Annotated in this window: 18 protein-coding genes; 11 read left to right on the forward strand and 7 right to left on the reverse strand. The window is 67.1% G+C overall.

All coding sequences use genetic code 11. From position 1 onward, the window contains the following. Positions 1 to 13: 13 nt before the first annotated feature. Together ACN9MV_RS05945 and ACN9MV_RS05950 are read left to right on the forward strand one after the other, a co-directional pair. Positions 14 to 2299 carry an ABC transporter ATP-binding protein gene (locus tag ACN9MV_RS05945; protein ID WP_093075997.1) on the forward strand — a complete coding sequence of 762 codons (2286 nt, stop codon included), beginning with the start codon at positions 14 to 16 and terminating at the stop codon, positions 2297 to 2299. Further along, positions 2296 to 2775 (forward strand): DUF1854 domain-containing protein, encoded by a 480-nt coding sequence (locus tag ACN9MV_RS05950; protein WP_307613850.1) that lies wholly within the window; start codon positions 2296 to 2298, stop codon positions 2773 to 2775. The genes ACN9MV_RS05945 and ACN9MV_RS05950 overlap by 4 nt, the downstream gene beginning before the upstream one ends. Positions 2776 to 2794: 19 nt before the next feature. Here ACN9MV_RS05950 and ACN9MV_RS05955 read toward each other — a convergent pair whose 3' ends face one another. The 4 genes from ACN9MV_RS05955 to ACN9MV_RS05970 form a co-directional block, all read right to left on the reverse strand. Next, positions 2795 to 3508, reverse strand: a complete 714-nt coding sequence (locus tag ACN9MV_RS05955) for a hypothetical protein (RefSeq protein ID WP_426391594.1) — start codon at positions 3506 to 3508, stop codon at positions 2795 to 2797. After that, on the reverse strand, positions 3505 to 5037 hold the full coding sequence (locus ACN9MV_RS05960; RefSeq protein ID WP_426391595.1) for an alkaline phosphatase: 1533 nt from the start codon (positions 5035 to 5037) through the stop codon (positions 3505 to 3507). The genes ACN9MV_RS05955 and ACN9MV_RS05960 overlap by 4 nt, the downstream gene beginning before the upstream one ends. Before the next feature lie 32 nt (positions 5038 to 5069). Further along, positions 5070 to 6542 (reverse strand): alkaline phosphatase, encoded by a 1473-nt coding sequence (locus ACN9MV_RS05965; protein ID WP_426391596.1) that lies wholly within the window; start codon positions 6540 to 6542, stop codon positions 5070 to 5072. A 186-nt stretch (positions 6543 to 6728) separates the two neighbouring features. Continuing rightward, complete coding sequence (locus ACN9MV_RS05970) at positions 6729 to 7139, reverse strand: DUF2177 family protein (protein ID WP_093048239.1); 411 nt, start codon at positions 7137 to 7139, stop codon at positions 6729 to 6731. Positions 7140 to 7223: 84 nt separating this feature from the next. On the opposite strand from ACN9MV_RS05970, the gene queC reads away from it, so the two are divergent. Continuing rightward, complete coding sequence (queC, locus tag ACN9MV_RS05975) at positions 7224 to 7928, forward strand: 7-cyano-7-deazaguanine synthase QueC (protein WP_093048241.1); 705 nt, start codon at positions 7224 to 7226, stop codon at positions 7926 to 7928. On the opposite strand, the gene ACN9MV_RS05980 is transcribed toward queC, so the two are convergent. Both ACN9MV_RS05980 and ACN9MV_RS05985 read right to left on the reverse strand, forming a co-directional pair. Continuing rightward, on the reverse strand, positions 7910 to 9703 hold the full coding sequence (locus ACN9MV_RS05980) for an ABC transporter ATP-binding protein/permease (protein ID WP_093172640.1): 1794 nt from the start codon (positions 9701 to 9703) through the stop codon (positions 7910 to 7912). The two genes, queC and ACN9MV_RS05980, sit on opposite strands and share 19 nt — an antisense overlap. A 123-nt stretch (positions 9704 to 9826) precedes the next feature. After that, the gene (locus ACN9MV_RS05985; protein ID WP_093048247.1) at positions 9827 to 10387 is read right to left on the reverse strand and encodes a phosphonate degradation HD-domain oxygenase; all 561 of its coding nucleotides are present in this window, start codon (positions 10385 to 10387) and stop codon (positions 9827 to 9829) included. A gap of 259 nt (positions 10388 to 10646) precedes the next feature. Between ACN9MV_RS05985 and ACN9MV_RS05990 the strand changes: the two genes are divergently transcribed. The 6 genes from ACN9MV_RS05990 (at position 10647) to ACN9MV_RS06015 (ending at position 18090) form a co-directional block, all read left to right on the forward strand. Beyond that, positions 10647 to 11681 carry a putative 2-aminoethylphosphonate ABC transporter substrate-binding protein gene (locus ACN9MV_RS05990; RefSeq protein WP_093048250.1) on the forward strand — a complete coding sequence of 345 codons (1035 nt, stop codon included), beginning with the start codon at positions 10647 to 10649 and terminating at the stop codon, positions 11679 to 11681. 31 nt (positions 11682 to 11712) lie between these two features. Further along, entirely contained in the window at positions 11713 to 12792 is a 1080-nt protein-coding gene (locus ACN9MV_RS05995; RefSeq protein WP_426391597.1) for an ABC transporter ATP-binding protein, read from the forward strand. A gap of 2 nt (positions 12793 to 12794) precedes the next feature. Beyond that, positions 12795 to 14510, forward strand: coding sequence for a putative 2-aminoethylphosphonate ABC transporter permease subunit (locus ACN9MV_RS06000; RefSeq protein ID WP_093075988.1), 1716 nt, complete (start codon positions 12795 to 12797; stop codon positions 14508 to 14510). Beyond that, complete coding sequence (locus tag ACN9MV_RS06005; RefSeq protein WP_426391598.1) at positions 14507 to 15646, forward strand: TIGR03364 family FAD-dependent oxidoreductase; 1140 nt, start codon at positions 14507 to 14509, stop codon at positions 15644 to 15646. Before ACN9MV_RS06000 ends, ACN9MV_RS06005 begins: the two co-directional genes overlap by 4 nt. Positions 15647 to 15695: 49 nt before the next feature. Continuing rightward, positions 15696 to 16523: a phosphonoacetaldehyde hydrolase gene (gene phnX / locus ACN9MV_RS06010; RefSeq protein WP_426391599.1), complete on the forward strand. Its 828-nt coding sequence runs from the start codon at positions 15696 to 15698 to the stop codon at positions 16521 to 16523. A 301-nt stretch (positions 16524 to 16824) separates the two neighbouring features. Then, entirely contained in the window at positions 16825 to 18090 is a 1266-nt protein-coding gene (locus tag ACN9MV_RS06015) for an MFS transporter (protein ID WP_426391600.1), read from the forward strand. On the opposite strand, the gene ACN9MV_RS06020 is transcribed toward ACN9MV_RS06015, so the two are convergent. Further along, positions 18038 to 19456, reverse strand: a complete 1419-nt coding sequence (locus ACN9MV_RS06020) for a PLP-dependent aminotransferase family protein (protein WP_426391601.1) — start codon at positions 19454 to 19456, stop codon at positions 18038 to 18040. The genes ACN9MV_RS06015 and ACN9MV_RS06020 overlap by 53 nt on opposite strands. A 99-nt stretch (positions 19457 to 19555) precedes the next feature. Here ACN9MV_RS06020 and ACN9MV_RS06025 point away from each other — a divergent pair, with 99 nt between their 5' ends. Continuing rightward, a complete protein-coding gene (locus ACN9MV_RS06025; RefSeq protein ID WP_093050271.1) occupies positions 19556 to 19744 on the forward strand; it encodes a DUF2970 domain-containing protein in 189 nt (62 codons plus the stop codon). After that, positions 19741 to 20448 (forward strand): c-type cytochrome, encoded by a 708-nt coding sequence (locus tag ACN9MV_RS06030; RefSeq protein WP_426391602.1) that lies wholly within the window; start codon positions 19741 to 19743, stop codon positions 20446 to 20448. The genes ACN9MV_RS06025 and ACN9MV_RS06030 overlap by 4 nt, the downstream gene beginning before the upstream one ends.

Here is a 20448-nt window from a genome sequence, read left to right on the forward strand (position 1 = left end):
TCAAAGAAACACAATGCAACATCACGATCCAGTCGGCACCCGGGAGGGCGAAACAGAGGCGGCTTCAGACGCGCTGAAAAACCGGCTCGCAGTCGCGGAAAACGTTCTGGTAATACTGTCGGTTGACCTCGACGACCAACTTCGCTTCGCTTCCGCCCTAGTGGCCCTGACTGACCAGAGGCTGATCGCGCTCGAACCGGGCGGCGAATGGCGTGAGTGGCCACTAACAGACGCGGCCCTCGAACTGCGCCTGTCCGACCACTCAGGCGTTGGAACACTAGATCTGACGGGGCCTGCAGGCCGGTTGGGCCGCTGGCGCTACACCCTGGCCGGGCAGGCCGCGGCCCTGCGGCTGCTCAAGCTTTTCGGCCAGCGCATGGCTGGTGTCGCCAAGGAGACACCCGAAGTCATCGAGGTCGCCGATGGCGACGAACCCGCCGACACCGAGCTCCAGACCCCCCCCTCGACCTGGGTACTGCTGCGCCTGGGCCGCTTCGCCAAGCCCTACCGCAAGCAGCTGATTGCAGGGTTTCTGCTGACCCTGATCTCCACCGCCGCCACCCTGGTGCCGCCGTACCTGACCATCCCGCTGATGGACGACATCCTGATTCCGTTCCAGAACGGGCAGAAGATCGACACCATGCGCGTGGGCCTGTACCTGGGCGGCCTGCTGATCGCGGCGCTGGTCGGCTGGGGGCTGGGCTGGGCGCGCACCTACCTGCTGGCGCTGGTGTCCGAGCGCATCGGCGCCGACCTGCGCACCACCACTTACGAACACCTGCTGACCCTGCCGCTGGACTATTTCGGCGGCAAGCGTACCGGCGACCTGATGGCGCGCATCGGCTCGGAAACCGACCGCATCAACGTTTTCCTGTCTCTGCACGCGCTCGATTTCGCCAACGACGTGCTGATGATCGTGATGACCGCGGCCATCCTGTTTTCCATCAACCCGCTGCTGGCCGTGGTCACGCTGGTGCCACTGCCCTTCATCGCCTGGATGATCCACGTCGTGCGCGACCGCCTGCGCACCGGCTTCGAGAAGATCGACCGCGTCTGGTCCGAGGTGACGAACGTGCTGGCCGACACCATTCCCGGCATCCGCGTGGTCAAGGCCTTCGCGCAGGAGCGCCGCGAAGCCGAGCGCTTTCGCATTGCCAACGCCTACAACCTGCAGGTGAACGACAAGCTCAACCGCACCTGGTCGCTGTTCACGCCGACCGTGTCGCTGCTGACCGAAATCGGCCTGCTCGTGGTCTGGGCCTTCGGCATCTGGCAGGTGGCGCGCGGCAGCATCACGGTGGGTGTGCTCACCGCCTTCATCGCCTACATCGGCCGCTTCTACACGCGACTCGACTCGATGAGCCGCATCGTCTCGGTCACGCAGAAGGCCGCGGCCGGCGCCAAGCGCATCTTCGACATCCTCGACCACGTGAGCAACGTGCCCGAGCCGGCCAACCCGGTGAAGGTGGAGCGGGTGCAGGGCCGCATCGAGATGAGCGGGCTGGGCTTTCGCTACGGCTCGCGCGCGGTGATCCACGACCTCGACCTGGTGATCGAGCCCGGCGAGATGATCGGCCTCGTGGGCCACAGCGGCTCGGGCAAGAGCACGCTGGTCAACCTGATCTGCCGCTTCTACGACGTGACCGACGGCGCCATCAAGGTCGACGGCACCGACATCCGCCGCTTCGCCGTGGCCGACTACCGCCGCCACGTGGGGCTGGTGCTGCAAGAGCCGTTTTTGTTCTTCGGCACGATCGCGCAGAACATCGCCTACGGCAAGCCCGACGCCACGCGCGAGGAAGTCGTCGCCGCGGCCCGTGCGGCTCACGCACACGACTTCATCCTGCGGCTGCAGCACGGCTACGACTCGCTGGTCGGCGAGCGCGGGCAGGGGCTGTCGGGCGGCGAGCGCCAGCGCATCAGCATCGCGCGCGCTCTCTTGATCGACCCGCGCATCCTGATCCTCGACGAGGCCACCTCGGCAGTGGACACCGAGACCGAGAAGGAAATCCAGAAGGCGCTCGACAACCTCGTGCAGGGCCGCACCACCATCGCCATCGCGCACCGCCTGTCGACGTTGCGCAAGGCCGACCGGCTCGTGGTCATGGACCGTGGCGAGGTGGTCGAAGTGGGACCGCACGATGCCCTGATGGCGAAGCAGGGCGCCTACTGGCGGCTCTACCAGGCGCAACTGCGCCAGGGCGACGACGATGCGAGCGAAGGAGCCGCCGACGAGCGCGCCAACGCGCAGGCGCCGCTGGCTATCAGCCACGCAGCTCATCCCGCGGGGGACGCATGACCGAGCACAACACCCCATCTTTCGAACTCGAACGCGATGCCTTCGGTCGCCTGGTGCTGACCGACGCGCAGGGCGAGTGCCATGTGGGCGTCGTGCCTGTGCGGGCCTTTCCGCTGAGCGCGCCCGGCCATGGCATTTCGCTGGTCGGCAGCGAAGGGCGCGAACTGGTCTGGATCGACAGCGTCGATCAACTGCCAGCGCAGGCCAGGACGCTGCTGGAAGAAGAGCTCGCAGTGCGCGACTTCGCGCCCACGCTGCTGCGCCTGCACGGCGTGTCGAGCTTCGGCGTGCCCAGCACCTGGACCGTCAGCACCGACCGCGGCGACACCACCTTCGTGCTGAAGGCCGAGGAAGACATCCGCCGGCTCGAAGGCGGTGCGCTGCTCATTGCGAGCGCGCACGGCGTGCAGTTCCGCATTCCCGACGTGAAGACGCTCGACCGGGCCTCGCGCAAGCTGCTCGAGCGCTTCCTCTGAGGCGCCCGGCCCGGTTCGATCAGTCCAGCAGGTCGGAGTACTCGCCGCGCTCATAGGCGTCGGCGATCTGCCATGGCAGCGTCTTCGGCGCCGGGATGGCCGAAGCCGTCATCACGTTGAGCGAGGTGCCGTGCGCATTGCGCTGCTCGATCTTGCGGGCGTAGCGGCCAGCCACGTCCCAGTCGATGCGCAGCGTGCTCTCGCCCTGCTGCACCTCGTAGCGCTGCACGCCCTTGCTGCCGGCCGTGCCCAGCGCCTTCATGTGCGGCAGGCTGGCGGGGTCGACCAGCCAGTAGGCATTTGCCCACGAGCCGCCGTAGCCCACGTTGCCGTAGTTGGCCTTGTCGACCTCGATCAGCTTGCGCTGCTGGCGCAGCACCATGCCGACCTGCACCTTGCCGGCCGCATCGCGGCGCAGCCACAGTGGCGCCGCGGTGTTGTCGGCATGCGAGTGGCCGATGTGCACCTTGCCTTCGCTGGCCTCGTGGTCGTGGTCGGCGCGCAGCGCGGGCGGCAGCTCGCGCTCGATCCACACCGTGCCGGCGCGGCGGAACATCAGGTCGGCGTAGCGGCTTTCGCGCTGAACGCCGTCCTTGCCGATCGTCAGCACATGGTGCTGGATGCGCAGGTTCTGGTCGGGCGCCTCAGCATCGCCGGCGGCGCTGGCTGCCAGCGGAAGCACTGAGAGGGCCGCAGCCGCCAGCAGCGTCTTGAGCGTCGAGGGAACGCTCACAGACCTGCCGCCTCTTTGACCTTGTTGAACACCTTGATGTTCTCCACGGTGCCCTTAAAGATCTTCGAGCCCGCGCCGCCGGCGAACAGCATCACGTCGCCGCCGCCATGGGTTTCCGCGCCGGGCGTGCCGAGATTGATGCCGACTTCCTGCAGGAAGTTGTCGTCCTCGGTGTCCATCGCGGTCTGGTCGTCGCGCGAAGTCGCACGGGCCGGTGCGATCCACGGCTTGTTGCCGTCTTCCGCGTTGACCTGGCTGGAGCCCGTCGCGTTGGGCCGGCCGCCGTTGCCGAACACCAGCGTGGTGTAGGGCTTGCCATCGGTCGCCTTTGCCAGCTTGCCGTCGGAGTAGCTGTTGACCTTGCCGAGAATCGGGTTGCCGATCTTCGGATAGCCGTTGAAGGCAATGGCGTGGTCATGGTCGGCCGTGACCACCACCAGCGTGTTCTTCAGGCCCGGGTCCTTCTTCTCCATGTAGTCGAGCGCGGTCTGGATGGCGGTGTCGAAGGCCAGCGTGTCTTCCAGCGCACGCTTGGCATTGGTGCCGTGCAGCGCATGGTCGATGCGGCCGCCTTCGACCATCAGGAAGAAGCCCTTGTCGTTCTTGCTGAGCACGCCGAGCGCCTTCTCGGTCATGTCCGACAGGCTGGGCTGGTCGAGGCTCTGCTTCACGCGGTCGAGCTCGTAGGCCATTTCGCTCTGCGAGAACAGGCCCAGCAGCTTGCTGGTGGCCGCCGTGTCGACGGTCTTGAGCTTGGTGCCGGTGTCGACGTAGGTGTAGCCCTTGGCCTTCATTGCAGCCACCAGGTCGGCGCCGTCGGTGCGCTTGCTGCTGGGGTTGGTCGCGACCGGCAGGTAGTTGCGCTGGCCGCCGCCCATCAGCACGTCGATGCCGTCGAGCAGCTTGGGGTTGTAGTTGGCGTGGCCCGGCACGCTCTGCTCGGCGATGGTGTTGTAGCCGTTGCGGTTGCAGATGTGCGAGTAGGTGGTGGCCGGCGTGGCATGGCCGACGCGCGTGGTCGACACCGCACCCACCGCGCGGCCCTTGGCCTTGGCGAGTTCGAGCAGCGTGTCGACGGCCTTGCCGTTGGTCGGCTGGCAGGTCGTGTCCTCGCCGTTGATGTACTGCTTGCCGGTGCTGTCGACGGCGGTGGTGTCGCCCGACATCGAGATCACCTCGTTGCGCATCTTCACGCCGGTCATGTAGGCGGCCATGGAGGGCGCGCTGTCGGTGGTCTGGCCGTCGAGCGAGAAGGTCTTCACGCGCGCCGCGTACGGCAGCGACTGCATGACGAGGTTGGCGCGCTCGGGGCTCACCAGCGAGCCGGGCTTGGCGGCCAGTTGCTTCTCGCCCTTGTAGATGCGCGCGGCGGTCACCGTGACGGGACCCATGCCGTCGCCGAGGAAGAAGATGACGTTCTTGGCTTCGCCGGCGGCGTGCGCGGTGCCGGCCAGGGTGCCGGCGGCGGCGCAGACGAGGGCGGCTGCCAGGCGGGTGTTGCGGGTGATGCGGTTCATGGTCGTGTTCATGGTTGTGTTCGTCGATGAGCGCTCGCTGCCCTTCACAGGCCGACCGCCTTCTTGATGAGGCCGAACACGTCGGTGTTGGTGATCACGCCGGCGAAGTTGTCGGCGCCCAAGCCCTGCGCACCGAGGAACACGTCGGCACCGCCATGGGTTTCGGAATCGCTGGCCGCATCCATCGGCACCACGGCTTCCTGCCGGTAGTCCTTGTTTTCCAGCTCGGCGTCGGATATCGGGCCGCGCGTGGCGAGGCGGCGCGGGCCGTTGCCGAAACCGATGATGGTGTATGGGTTGCCATCCACGTCCTTGCTGGTCTTGCTGGTGTCGACGTAGTCCTTCACGAGGCCCAGCACGCCGGGCTTGCCCGCTTCGGTCTTGCCGGTGCGCGCGGCATAGCCGTTGAGCTGCAGCGTGTGGTCGTGGTCGGCCGTGACAACCACCAGCGTGTTCTTCAGGCCCGGATCGATGGCCTGCATCTTGTCGAGCGCGAGCTTGATGGCGTCGTCGAAGGCACCGGTGTCCTGCAGTGCGCGGCGCGCGTTGGTGGCGTGCAGCGCGTGGTCGATGCGCCCGCCTTCCACCATCAGGAAGAAGCCCTTCTTGCGCGCGGCCAGTGCGTCGATGGCCTTGCCGGTCATCTCGGCCAGGCTCGGCTCCTTGGTGGCGTCGCGGTCGAGGTCGTAGGCCATGTGGCTCTTGGTGAAGAGGCCGGCGATCTTGGTGGCGCCGTCGGCCGGCAGCTTGTCGAACTCGGTCTTGTTCGCGGCGAAGCTGTATTTGGCGGTCTTCAGCTCGGCGATCAGATCGCGCTTGTCGTTGCGCTTGCCGCCGGCTTCCTTGGCGATGAAGTAGTCGGTGCCACCGCCGAAGAACACGTCGACGCCGTCACCCAGCTTGCCGTTGTAGCCCGCGCCGCCCGGCACGAGCGCGGCGGCGATGGTGTTTTCCGCGTCGCGGTGGCACACGTGCGAGTACGTGGCGGCAGGCGTGGCGTGGGTGATACGGGTGGTGGTCACCACGCCGGTTGCGTAGCCCTTGGCCTTGCTCTGCTCCAGCAGCGTTTCAACGGCCTGGCCGTTGCCCGAGGGGCAGGTGCTGTCGAAATTGACCTGGTAGGCCTTGCCGGAGGCGTCGGCGGCCTTGGTCTCGGGGCTCATCGAGATGACTTCGTTGTTCATCTTCACGCCGGTCATGTAGGCCGACATCGAGGGGGCGCTGTCGGTTACTTGCGCGTCGTTCGAATAGGTGTGGACGAAGGCCGTCTCGGGCAGCGTGTCCATCGTGAGGTCGCCGTCTTCGCCGACCTTGTAGATGCGTGCGGCGGTCATGGTGGTGATGCCCATGCCGTCGCCGAGGAAGAACAGGACGTTCTTGGGTGCCTGCGCGGCCGGCGGCGGGGTGGTCGTCGGCGGAATGAACGGCAACACGACGCCGTTGTTGTTGCTGCCGCCGCAAGCGGACAGCAGTAGTGAGGCGCCCAGCAGCGCCGGGGCAATGAAGCGTTGGGTCATGATTCCCTCGGGTGGTTGTTTGACCGGTGCACCGGGCGTGCACCATTTCTGGAGGTGAAATCTAAAGACGTCAGATGACCCGGCCGTGACGAGTTGAAAGCCGAATGAAAGTTCAGCGCTCTTGTCGAAATAAAGGCGCGAACTGTCTTCGGCGCGTCACGCACGCCGGCTAGCTGAGGCGACTACTCAGCGCGACGCGAACCAGCGCAGCGCCGCTGCGCCGGCTGCCGCGGCAAGGCCGCTCACAAGCGTGCCCCATGCCATGTCGATGAACGACAGCGCAAGCGGCCAGTCGCGGATCACAGCGAGGTTGGTGAGGTCATAGGTGCCGTAGCAGAACAGGCCGAACAGCCCGCCCAGCAGCGCCGCCCGCGTCACGCCGCGTGCCCGCAGGCCGGGCACGATCGCGAACACCAGCAGGCCGACGGGGTAGGTGAGGTAGAACAGGGCCGCGAAGCCCAGCCGCGGATTCGGCGACATCAGATCGCCCATGGCCTGCTGGTACATGTTCTTGGCGACGAAGCCGAGCCAGAGCACGTCGAGCGCCAGCAGCACCGCGAAAGTGGCGACCCATGCAAGCAGGTGTTTGGCGTTCATGTGGGAGATCGTATCCACGCCCCCGGGGCAGCCTGCGAAAATCGCGCCTTTGGACTACGGCGGCATGCACCGCCGCCGACGGATATGCCCCTGCACACCACCGCCCTCGTTCTGTTCTCCGGCGGCCAGGACTCGACCACCTGCCTCGCCGATGCGCTCTCGAAGTACCAGCGCGTCGAAACCCTGGGCTTCGACTACGGGCAGCGCCACCGCGTCGAGCTCGACGTGCGCGGCACCATCCTCTCGAAGATGCGCGAGCGCTTCCCTGATTGGGCGCCGCGCCTGGGCGAAGACCATGTGCTCACGCTTGCAGCGCTGGCGCAGCTCGGTGGCTCCTCGCTCACCGAAGAGGTCGCCTTCGCCATGCAGGCCGACGGCCTGCCCAACACCTTCGTGCCCGGGCGCAACCTGCTGTTTCTTACGCTCGCCGGCGCGCTGGCCTACCGGCGCGGGCTGCAGGTGATCGTCACCGGCGTCTGCGAGACCGACTTTTCGGGCTATCCCGACTGCCGCGACGACACCATGAAGGCGATGCAGCTCGCGCTGTCGCTGGGGCTGGAGCGCCGCCTCGTCATCGAGACGCCGCTCATGTGGATCGACAAAGCCGAGACCTGGACCATGGCGCACCGCCTGGGTGGCGAGCCGCTGGTCGACCTGATCGTGGAAGAGACCCACACCTGCTACCTCGGCGACCGCGTGCACCGCCAGGCCTGGGGCTACGGCTGCGGCGAGTGCCCCGCCTGCGACCTGCGCAAGAAGGGCTGGGAGCGCTACGCCGCGGCGGGCTGAACCCCCGCTGAGGTGTTCAGCCGGTAGCGTGCGCCGCCAGCGGCGCCGTCTTCCTGCGGCACCAGCGTCCATCGCTGGTTGTGGAAGTCGCCCACGGCCGCGCGGTGCGCGATCGACACCATCGCTCCGCCGGCGGCGTGCACCGTGGCGGCGAGCCGCTTGTAGAGCACGCTCTCGGCCTGCGCATCGAGCGCGCTGGTGATCTCGTCGGCGAACAGCCATGCCGGTTTCTTGAGCAGTACCCGCGCGATGGCCAGGCGCTGCTGCTCGCCGCCGGAGAGCTTCTGGCTCCAGGCGTCGCTGTCGTCAAGGCGGCTCACGAGGTCGGGCAGCAGCGCGTCGGTCAGGGCCTGGCGCAGCTGGTCGTCGCTGAAGTTCGATGCGGGGTTGGGGTAGGTCAGCGCATCGCGCAGCTTGCCGTCGGGCACGTAGGGCCGCTGGGGCATGAAGGCGACGTTGTCGGGCACCTGCAGCTTGCCCTTCGAGAACGGCCAGATGCCCGCGAACGAACGGAACAGCGTCGACTTACCGCTGCCCGAGGGCCCCTGCAGCAGCACGCTGTCACCGGGCTTCACCGCCAGCGCGGCGCCGGCAAGCAGCGGCGTGCCGTTCGGCAGCGCGACTGCGAGGTCGTCGGTTTGCAGCATCTCCGAGGGCGCGCGCTGCAGGGCGTCGTCCCGCGAGGCATGGGCCGTCATGCTGTCGTCGAAGCTGGTGAGACGGTCGGTGGTGGCGCGCCAGACGGCCACGCTGTCGTAGTTGTCGACGAACCAGCTGAGCGACTCCTGCACCTTGCCGAAGGCCGAGCCGATCTGCATCAGGTGGCCGAGCTGGAACGCGCCGCCAAAGTACTGCTGCGCCGCCACGAGAAACGGAAAAATCACCGCCGCTTGCCCGAAGAACGAGGTGAAGGTGACGAGGTTCTTCTGCTGCTTGATCAGCAGCAGGTAGTTGCGCAGCACATCGCCGAAGCGCAGGTCGAGCTGGCCGCGCTCGACCTTCTCGCCGTGGTCCAGTGCGATGGCTTCGCTGTACTCCCGCACGCGCACGAGGTGATGCCGGAAATCGGCCTCATAGCGCTGCTGCTTGAAGTTCAGCCCGATCAGCGGACGGCCGATGAAATGCGTGACGACGGTGCCGACGATGGAATAACCCAGTGCCAGCCAAACCATCGCGCCGACGATCTGGTAGGTGGTGCCGCTGAACGTGAACGAGAAATTGCCCGACAGCCCCCAGAGCAGGCCGATGAAGCTCAGGAGCGTGACGACGGCGTTCAACAGGCCCATCGAGAGCGTCATCGTGGAACTGGTGAAGATCTGCATGTCTTCCTGGAGGCGCTGGTCGGGGTTGTCCGGCGTGTGGCCGTCCTTGTTGGCGTAGCGCGCGAGTTCCAGGTGATAGAAGGTGCGGTCCGCCATCCAGCGCGACAGGTAGCTGCGCGTCATCCAGGTGCGCCAGCGCAGCTGCAGCAGCTGGGTTATGTAGAACTTCAGCACCTGCACCGCGATGTTGAAGAAGGCGATCCAGCCGAACACGCGCACTTCGCGCCAGAAGGTCGTCACGTCCTTGTTCTGCAGCGCGTCGTAGAAGCGCCCGTACCACTGGTTGCCCAGCACCGCCACATATACATAGAAGAGGTTGAGCGCGACGATGGCCAGCAGCATGGCGCGCGCGCGCCATTTCTCCTCGGACCGGAAGTAGGGCGCCGCGAGCGAGAAGACGCGGCGCAGTACCTGGATGAACGTGCTTGCGCGCGCGGTGACGGATGAAGACATGTGGTTTCCTCGCAGGCGCCCGTGCGGCGCCGGTCATCATGAAGAAACCATCGTAGACAAGAGTTTCTTAATCCGGCCTGAAATCGGCCTGAAACCTTGCCCAGCCTCCGAAAAACAGGCCCGTCAGTGCAACATGACCCTGGCCGCCGTCGCCAGGAAGTGCGCCAGCGGCGGCGTTTGCAGCCCTTGCGCCTTCGCCTCTTCGTCCCAGAGCCGCAGCCGCACGGCGTCGCCCGACCAGCGGTGCGTGGCAAAGCGCTGCGCCGCTTCCGCGTCCATCACGCCGCCCTGCAGGGCCAGGCTGCGCACCGAATCGGGCGAGAGCTTCGAGAAATAGTCGGGCCGCGTCGCGCACAGGTAGCGCTTGGCGTCCACATGCAGGCGGATCGGCTCGCGCACTTCGATGTCGAAGGCGCCGCGCAGCAGTGGTAGTGCGATGTATTGATGGCGGTCGTCGATGCCCAGTTGGGTAGGAGACTGCGATAGCGTCTGGTGCTCGGCGATCAGCAGGTGGCCCAGGTCATGCAGCAGCGCGGCGGTGACCAGTGAATCGCTCGCGCCGGCCTGTTCCGCGAGCCAGGCGCATTGCAGCGCGTGTTCCAGCTGGGACACGGGCTCGCCCGCGTACGCGACTCCACCGCGTTCGGCGAACAGGCGGGCGATCTCGGCAAGGTCGAGTGTCATGAAAGCGAAGCGAAAACACAGGGAATAACTCCGGCAGCTTGACGCGACGCAATGACATGCGGATGACGAAGCCGCCGCGACATCGCCGGCCTAGGGTGTATTTATGGGTATTTAGGTGTTTCTGGGGCATCTGACAAATTCTTGTCACATGCCGGTGCCAGCATCGCCCGCATCGCTGAACGGCACTTGCGTACTTTCGCTTGCCTGCCCGTGTGTCCCGCATCGCGTCCTTTCTACTTTTCCCAAGAGAACCTCCACCATGCTGCATCGTCAACTCCGCTGGGCCTTCGTGCCGGCCGCCCTGTTCTCGCTGGCTTTTGCCGCATCGGCCCAGGGCCGCACCGAGCTGCTGGTCTACACCGCGCTCGAAGCCGACCAGGTGCAGGCCTACAAGGCCGCATTCGAAAAGGAGAACCCGAGCATCGAGCTGAAGTTCGTGCGCGACTCGACCGGTATCGTCACCGCCAAGCTGCTGGCCGAAAAGGCCAACCCGCAGGCCGACGTGGTGTGGGGCCTGGCCGCCACCTCGCTGATGCTGCTCGACAAGGAAGGCATGCTCCAGCCTTACGCGCCCAAGGGCCTCGACGCCATCAAGCCGACCATGCGCGATGCGGCCAACCCGCCCAAGTGGGTCGGCATGGACGTGTGGTCCTCGGCCATCTGCTTCAACACCGCCGAAGCGCAGAAGAAGAACCTGCCCAAGCCCACCAGCTGGGCCGACCTGACCAACCCGGTCTACAAGGGCCAGATCACCATGCCCAACCCGGCCGCCTCGGGCACCGGCTACCTGATGGTGTCCGGCTGGATCCAGATGATGGGTGAAGAAAAGGCGTGGAAATACATGGACGCGCTGCACCAGAACATCGGCATCTACAGCCAGTCGGGCAGCAAGCCCTGCCGCCAGGCCGGCGCCGGTGAGTTCGCGCTCGGCATGTCCTTCGAATACCGCGCCAACAAGACCAAGCGCGACGGCGCTCCCATCGACATCGTGCTGCCGAAGGAAGGCCTGGGCTGGGACATGGAAGCCACCGGCATCATGAAGACCAGCAAGAAGCAGGACGCAGCCAAGGCGCTCGCCGACTGGGCCGTGACCAAGCAGGCCAACGAGTTGTATGCCAAGAACTTCGCGGTGCTCGCGCTGCCGGGCATCCAGGAAAAGCTTGAATTCGTGCCGGGCGACGTCGAGAAGCTGCTCGCCAAGAACGACTTCAACTGGGCGGCAGCCAACCGCGACCGCATCCTGACGGAATGGTCGAAGCGCTACGAGTCCAAGTCGGAAAAGAAGCCGCTTTGATCCTGTCGTTGAAGCCAAGCGGTACCCGGTCATGACGAGCAGCAGCTTTCTTTCCCTTCGCGGCATCGGCAAGTCCTTTGGCGCCACACGCGTGCTCGACGGCATCGATCTCGACATCGAGCCCGGCGAGTTCGTGTGCCTGCTCGGCCCCTCGGGCTGCGGCAAGACCACGCTGCTGCGCATTGTCTGCGGCATCGAGCGCGCCGACAGCGGCCGGATCCTGCTCGGCGGCCAGGACATCGCGGGCCTGCCGCCCGCGGCGCGCGGATTCGGCGTGGTGTTCCAGTCGTACGCACTGTTCCCCAACCTGACGGCCGCGCAGAACATCGCCTACGGCCTGCACCCCACGGGCGCACTGGCCCGCGAGATGGCCAAGCGCTCGCGCGAGATGCTCGACCTCGTCGGTCTGGCCGCGCATGCCGACAAATACCCCGTCCAGCTCTCGGGCGGACAGCAGCAGCGCATTGCACTGGCGCGTGCGCTTGCGCCCAACCCGCGCCTGCTGCTGCTCGACGAGCCGCTCTCCGCGCTCGACGCGCAGGTGCGCGCCAGCCTGCGCAGCGAAATCCGTGCGCTGCAGAAGCGCCTGGGCATCGTCACCATCATGGTCACGCACGACCAGGAAGAAGCCCTCTCGATGGCCGACCGCGTGGTGCTGATGCACAACGGCCGCATCGAGCAGGCGGGCACGCCCGACGAGTTGTATCGCCAGCCGCGTACCCGCTTCGTGGCGGGCTTCGTGGGCCGCATGAACATGCTGCCGGCCACCGTGCTGGCCGACGGCAAGGTGCGCGTGCGCGACAGTGAGCTGTTCTGTGCGCCCGGCAGCCTCAGCGTCGGTTCGCAGGCAACCGTGGGCATCCGGCCCGAGCACGTGGTCGTGAAGCGCTTCGGCACCGAGCTCGGCGCCAACAGCTTTGCGGCACGCCTGCTCGACACCGAGTTCTTCGGCAACCGCACCTCGGCCCGCCTGGCCTGCGAGCCACTGGGCATCGAGATCGAGGCCGAGTTGCCCGCCGATGCGCGCGGCGGCGGCAGCGATCCGCTGGTGCCTAGCAGCATGGTGCATATCCAGTTGCCCCTGAACGCGCTGTCGGTCCTGGCGAACTGAGCATGAGCAGTTCTCCCGACGCCATCGCCGTTGTGCCGGTGGTGGTGGCGCGTGGCAGCGCATTCGACCGCGAGCGCTGGCTGACGGGCGCGGCCGTGTTGCTGGTCGTGCTGCTGCTGGTGGTGATCGTCGCGTTGCCGGTCGGCGCATTGGTCGGCCAGAGCTTCTTCGACCACGCGGGCGCGTTCGTGGGCCTTGCCAATTTCGCGCGCTACCTCGACAACCCGGCGCTGGTGCAGTCGGCCTTCAACAGCCTGGGGCTCGCGGCCCTCAGCGCCGTGATCTGCACGGGCATCGCCTACGTGTACGCCTACGGGCTCACGCTGTCCTGCATGCCGGCCAAGGGCCTGCTGCGCGCGGTGGCGCTGGTGCCGCTGCTCGCGCCTTCGCTGCTGCCCGCGATCAGCCTCGTCTACCTGTTCGGCAACCAGGGCCTGTTCAAAGGGCTGCTGGGCGGCGCGTCCATTTATGGCCCGCTGGGCATCGTGCTCGGCTCGGTGTTCTGGACGCTGCCGCATGCGCTGCTGATCCTCACCACCGCCATGGCTACCTCCGACGGCCGGCTCTACGAGGCCGCGCAGACGCTGGGCGCCTCGCGCTGGCGCATCTTCCGCACGGTGACGCTGCCGGCCTCGCGCTATGGCCTCATCGTGGCCGCGATGGTCGTGTTCGTGCTGGTCATCACCGACTTCGGCGTGCCGAAGGTGGTGGGCGGCCAGACCGGCGTGCTCGCGACCGACATCTACAAGCAGGTGGTCGGGCAGCAGAACTTCCAGATGGGCGCTGTGGTCGGCCTCGTGCTGCTGATTCCGGCTGTGCTGTCGTTCCTGGTCGAGCGCCACGTGCGCAGCAAGCAGGCGGCGGCGCTGTCGGCGCGTGCCACGCCCTATCAGCCCGAGCCTATGAAGGTGCGCGACCGCGCACTGCTGGCCTTCTGCGTGCTCACGGCCTGCGGCATCCTCGTGATGATCGGCATGGCGGTGTTCGCCTCGCTGGCCACCTTCTGGCCCTACAACCTCGTGCCGTCGTTCAAGAACTACGACTTCAGCAACATGGACGGGGGCGGCTGGGGCAGCTACTTCAACTCGCTGCGGCTGGCCGTGTGCGCGGCAGTGGCGGGTGCATTCATCACCTTCATCTCGGCCTATTTCGTCGAGAAGCCGCGCCACTTCGGCCTGCTGCGCGAACTGCTGAACCTGCTGGCCAACCTGCCGCTCGCGGTGCCAGGGCTGGTGCTTGGTGTGGGCTACATCTTCTTCTTCATCTCGCCTTCGAACCCGCTGCGTGCCATCTACGGCAGCATGACCATCCTCGTGGTGTGCACGGTGGCGCACTTCTTCTCGGTGGCGCACCTGACTTCGCTCACGGCGCTGCGCCAGCTCGACCGCGAATACGAGCTGGTGTCCGAGTCGATGGGCGTGCCGTTCTGGCGCACGCTGTGGCGCGTGCACCTGCCGGTGGCGCTGCCGACCGTGCTGAACGTGGGCGGCTATTTCTTCGTCAACGCAATGACGACAGTGTCGGCCGTCGTGTTCCTCTACTCGCCGCAGACTACGCTCGCAGCCATCGCCGTGCTCAACATGGACGACGCCGGCGACGTCGCGCCCGCCGCCGCCATGGCTTCGCTGATCATGCTCACTGCCGCCATCGGCCGAGGCGTGTTCGCGCTGGCCGGGCAGTGGGCGCTCAAGCGCACCCAGGCCTGGAGACAACGGTGATCGCTGCCCCCGCACACAACCCGGACGGCTTCGATCTCATCGTGGTCGGTGCCGGCATCGTCGGCCTGGCCCACGCCTACAGCGCCGTGCAGCGCGGCCTCAAGGTCTGCGTAGTCGAGCGCGACGCAGCCTGCATCGGCGCCTCGATCCGCAACTTCGGCTTCATCACCATCACCGGCCAGGCGCCGGGCGACATGTGGCGCCGCGCGATGCATTCGCGCGGTGTGTGGAACGAGGTCGCGCCGCAGGCCGGCATCGAGGTCGTGCACCGCAACCTCTGGCTCGCGGCCTATCGCCCCGAGGCGCACGACGTGCTCGAAGCCTTCATGCGCACGCCGATGGGCAAGGGCTGCGAACTGCTCGACGCCGCCGATGCGCAGGCCAAGGCGCCGGCGCTGAGCCTGGCGGGTGCGCGCTCGGTGCTTTTCAGCCCGCACGAACTGCGCGTCGAATCGCGCACCGCCATCGGCCTGCTGACCAAATGGCTGGCCGAGGCGCACGGCGTGACCTTCCGTTTCAGCGAAGCCGTGCTCGAAGTCGAAACGCCCCGCGTACGTACCTCGCTCGGCACGCTGCATGCCGAGCGCGTGGTGGTCTGCACCAACACCGACCTGCACGGCCTGTTCGCTGGCCGTATTGCCGCGCACGACCTCACGCTGTGCCGCCTGCAGATGCTGCGCGTGAAGCCTGAAGCGGGCTTCCGTCTGCCCGGCTCGGTAATGTCGGACCTGAGCCTCGTGCGCTACGAGGGCTACAGCACGCTGCCCGAAGCCGCTGCGCTGCGCGCACGCCTGCAGCAGGAGGAGGCCGCATCGCTCGCTCATGGCATCCATCTGATCGTGGTGCAGAGCGCCGACGGCTCGCTGGTGGTTGGCGACTCGCACCACTACGCCGACGCGCCCGAGCCCTTCGCGATGGAGGAGGTCGACCAGCTCATCCTGCGCCACCTGCGCAGCACGCTGAACCTCGAGGCCGCGCAGATCACCGAGCGCTGGACCGGCGTGTACCCCTCATCGAAGACCACGCCCTGCGTGATCGACGCGCCCGACGACGCCACGCGCGTGGTGCTGGTCACCAGCGGCAGCGGTGCGAGCACCGGTTTCGGCATCGCGCACGACGTCTTCAACGCCTGGTGATGGCTGCAGGGCCGTTGCCTTCCTTCCGAACCTCTTCATCTCAGCCGCCATGAACGCCCACAACCACTCCCAGCTCCAGGCCGTCGTCTTCGACTGGGCCGGCACCATCCTCGATTTCGGCTCCTGTGCCCCCATGGGTGCCTTCGTGAAGCTGTTCGAGCAGTTCGGCATAGACATCACCATCGCCGAGGCGCGTGGACCGATGGGAGTGGCCAAGTGGGACCACATCAAGGCGCTGGGCACGCTGCCGCGCATCAATGCCCAGTGGGAAGCAAAGCACGGCCATGCGTTCAACGACGCCGATGCCGACAAGCTGTATGAAATCTTCACGCCCATGAACGCAGCCAGCGCACGCGACCATGCCGACTTCATTCCGGGCGCACTCGAGGCCGTCGGCGTGCTGCGCCAGCGCGGCCTGAAGATCGGTTCGACCACCGGCTACAACCGCCCGATCATGGAAGTGGTCGCGCCCATCGCCGCGGCCGGCGGCTATGCGCCCGACATCCTCGTGTGCGGCGGCGACCTCGCCGAAGGCCGCCCGTCGCCGCTCATGATGTACCGCTGCTTCGCCGACCTCGGTGTGTGGCCGCCGCACACCGTGGTGAAGGTCGACGACACCGGCGTTGGCCTGCAGGAAGGGCTCAACGCGGGCGCCTGGGCTGTGGGCGTGGCCGTCAGCGGCAACGTGAACGGTCTCACGCTGGCCGAATGGCAGGCGCTCGATGAAGGCCAGCAGCAAGAACGTCGCGCACGCGCCACCGCCGAACTCGAAGCGGCCGGCGCGCATTACGTGATCGACAGCGTGGCCGACTTGCCGCAGGTGCTGGAAGACATCGAACGCCGGCTGCAGCGCGGCGAGCGGCCTGTCGTCGCCTGACCTGTAGCCAGAAGCGGCAGCGTCCGACTTGACGCACGCCTTCGCGGGCATAGCATGCCCGCCATGATGAGAAGCACAAGCCTTGTTCTTCTTCTGTTCTGCGTGGGCCTGCTGACGGCCGCGTGCGACGACAGGCCGAAGCCGGGTGGCCCCATGCCGAAGGCTTCGATGAGCTTTGTCGCCACACCCGCGCCATTCGCACACTGAGCCAATGCCGAGCCTGAAGGTGGTTTGACACCACCGGGCTCTGCGCGTGCCTCGCGTTTCCGCGTCACGGGGTATCCTCGTCGCGGAGACAAAAATGAAGACAAACGAGACAACCACCCATCAGGCGGATTCACGCTACGCCATGGTGCGCCTGGGCCTCACGCTGCTGGTCATGACGGTCGGCAGCAGCGGCATGTACGTGGTGTCGGTGATGCTGCCCGCGGTGCAGGCCGAGTTCGGCGTCGCGCGTGCCGACGCCTCGCTGCCCTACACGCTGCTGATGCTGGGCTTCGGCTTCGGCGGCGTGCTGATGGGCAAGCTGGCCGACCGCGTCGGCGTGATGCGGCCGCTGCTGATGGGCTCCGTGTTCCTCGGTGCGGGGTACATCGCGACTGGCCTCTCTGGCGGCATCGTGTCCTTCACCATCGCGCAGGCGCTACTGGTCGGCCTGCTCGGCAGCTCGGTGGCTTTTGCGCCGCTGGTGGCCGACACCTCGCTGTGGTTCGTCAAGCGGCGCGGCATCGCGGTGGCGGTGTGCGCGAGCGGCAACTACCTTGCGGGCGCGGTGTGGCCGCCGATCGCGCAGCACTTCGTCGAAACGGTGGGCTGGCGCCAGACCTACATCGGCATGGGCATCTTCTGCGGGCTGACGATGGCACTGCTTGCCCTGTTCTTCCGCGCGCGGCCGCCTGCCCTGGCTGATGCACCGCCCGCCAACACTTCGAACAGGGCCGCGGTGCGCGACATGACGCGGCCTTTCGGCCTGAGCATGGGTGCGGCACAGAGCCTGTTGTGCGTGGCAGGCGTGGCCTGCTGCGTGGCGATGGCGATGCCGCAGGTGCACATCGTGGCCTACTGCGGCGACCTGGGCTACGGGCCGGCGCAGGGCGCGATGATGCTGTCGCTGATGCTGGGCTTCGGCATCGTGAGCCGGCTGGTGTCGGGCGCCATCTGCGACCGCATCGGCGGGCTGCGCACGCTGCTGCTTGGCGGCTTGCTGCAGTGCGTGGCACTGCTGCTGTTTTTGCCCTTCGACGGGCTGGTGCCGCTCTACGTGATCTCGGCGCTGTTCGGGCTGTTCCAGGGCGGTATCGTGCCATCGTACGCAATCATCGTGCGCGAGCACTTTCCGCCGAAGGAGGCGGGCGCGCGCGTGGGCACGGTGCTGATGTTCACGCTGTTCGGCATGGCGCTGGGCGGGTGGATGTCGGGCAAGGTATTCGACCTCACGGGCAGTTACCACGCGGCCTTTCTGAACGGCATTGGCTGGAACCTGGTGAACGTGAGCATCGCGGCCTTCCTGCTGTTCAGGACGCTTCGGCAGCCAGCCGGCCGAGTGTCTGCATCGCCTGCTCGCTGAGCGCACCCCACGGGTGGCCGTAGTTCAGCCGCAGGCAGTTGGCGAAGGCGCGCGTGGCCGAGAAGATCGGCCCGGGCGCGACGCTGATGCCGAGCTCCAGCGCCTTGCGGTGAATCTCCAGCGCGTTTGCGCGCGCCGGCAGCTCGACCCACAGGAAGTACCCGCCCAGCGGCCGCGTGGCGCGCGTGCCCGGCGGAAAGTAATGGCCCACGGCCTGCGCGAAGGTGGCCTGCTGCATCGCCAGCGTCTGCCGCAGCTTGCGCAAATGCTTGTCGAGCCCGCCTTTTTCGAGATAGCCAGCTAGCGCCAGCTGCGCGGGCGCCGAGGTGCTGAGCGTGGTCGTGAGCTTCTGCCGCGCGACCTTGCGCGCGAAGCGGCCGGCCGAGGTCCAGCCGATGCGATAGCCGGGTGCCAGGCACTTCGAGAACGACGAGCAGTGCAGCACCAGCCCCTGTGTGTCGAAGGCCTTGGCTGGCGCGGGACGCCGCTCGCCGAAGTAGAGCTCGGCATACACGTCGTCCTCGATCAGCGGCAGTTCGTGCCGCGCGAGCAGCTCCACCAGCGCCTTCTTCTTCGCATCGGGCATCAGGCTGCCCAGCGGGTTCTGGAAGGTGGTCATTAGCCAGCACGCGGTGGGCTTGTGCGCCGCGATGGCCAGCTCCAGCGCTTCGAGGTCGATGCCTTCGCCCGGATGCGTCGGCACCTCGATGGCCCGCAGGCCCATGCGCTCCAGCGCCTGCAGCGCGGCATAGAAAGTTGGCGACTCGACGATCACCGCGTCGCCCGGCCGCGTGACCGCCGCGAGGCAGAGGTTGAGCGCTTCGAGTGCGCCGTTGGTAATGACGATTTCGTCTGCCGGCACCGGCATGCCGTCGGCCAGGTAGCGCAGCGCGATTTGCCGGCGCAGCGCCGCGCTGCCTGGCGTGAGGTCGTCCACCGTGCTCCATGGGTCGAGCGACTTGGCACTGGCGGCCATGAACTGCCCGAGCCGCGCCAGCGGAAACAGCAAGGGGCTCGGAAAGGCCGAGCCGAAGGGCACGACCTTGCGCGACATGCTGGCCTCGAGGATGTCGAACACCTTGTCGCTCACGTCGAGCGACAGCGGCCCGTCTGCCGGGCGCGAGGTGTGGGTGGACTCGGGCGGCGCATCGCGAAGGCCGCCGCCAGTCACGTAGTAGCCCGAGCGGTCGCGTGCGCGCACGAGGCCGCGCGCCTCCAGCAGGTAGTAGGCCTGGAACACGGTCGATGCGCTGACCCCGCGGCTCTGCCCGGTGTGGCGCACGGAGGGCAGGCGGTCGCCGGTCTTCAGGGTGCCGTTGCGGATCGAGGCCTCGATGTCTGCGGCCAGGGCTTCATATCGCTTCATCGTGGGGTGTTCTTCATTCGGCAGCACTTTATCTGCACCGGTCAATTGGTGCGGATCTGCATCTGTTTTTTCTGGCCCGACTGGGCCACACTCGACTCCATGTCGAATCTCATGCGCGCGGTGCGCGCCGTTCTCTGGAGTTTCATCGGGCTGGGTGGCCGCCGTGCCGACGCTGACAAGCGGACTGCGCAAGTCGGCATCCTGCCGCTGATCGGCGTGGCATTCGTGATGGTGCTGCTGCTGATCGCGGGGCTGCTGGCGCTGGCGCACTACGCTGCCGGTACATGAAGCTGCACATTCGCCTCGTCGTTGCCGGGCTGCTGCTCGCCGTGCAGGGCATGGCGGGCGCCGCGACGCCGGCCACGGTGCCCGACACCATCGAGCAGCGCGTGGCCGCCTGCATCGCCTGCCATGGCCGCGAGGGCGCGACCACCAACGCGGGCTACTTTCCGCGGCTGGCGGGCAAGCCGGCCGGCTACCTGTTCAACCAGCTCGTGAGCTTCAGGGACGGCCGGCGCTTCAACAGCGACATGGCGTACATGGTGCAGCACCTGTCGGATGCGTACCTGCGCGAGATGGCCGAGTACTTTGCCGGGCTGCAGCTGCCTTATCCGCCGATTTCCCCCACCAGCGACGCAACGCCCGAACAGCTGCAGCGCGGCCGCCAGCTCGTGCGCGAAGGCGATGCGGCGCGCGGCATACCCGCCTGCGTGCAGTGCCACGGCGCGGCGCTCACGGGCGTGCAGCCGGCCATTCCGGGGCTGCTGGGGCTGCCGCGGCTCTATGTGTCTTCGCAGCTCGGCGCATGGCTCACGAACGAGCGGCATGCGCTGCCGCCCGACTGCATGGCTGACATCGGCCGGCGCATGAGCACCGCCGACATCAACGCCGTTGCGAGCTGGCTGGCGGTGCAGCCGATGCCGGCCGACACGAAGCCCGCGGCCTCGCTGCCCGCGCCGCTGCCGGTGACTTGCGGCGGCATGCCGAAGTGA

Origin of the sequence: Variovorax sp. R-27 (assembly GCF_049913215.1) — a bacterium.
Lineage (GTDB): Bacteria > Pseudomonadota > Gammaproteobacteria > Burkholderiales > Burkholderiaceae_C > Variovorax.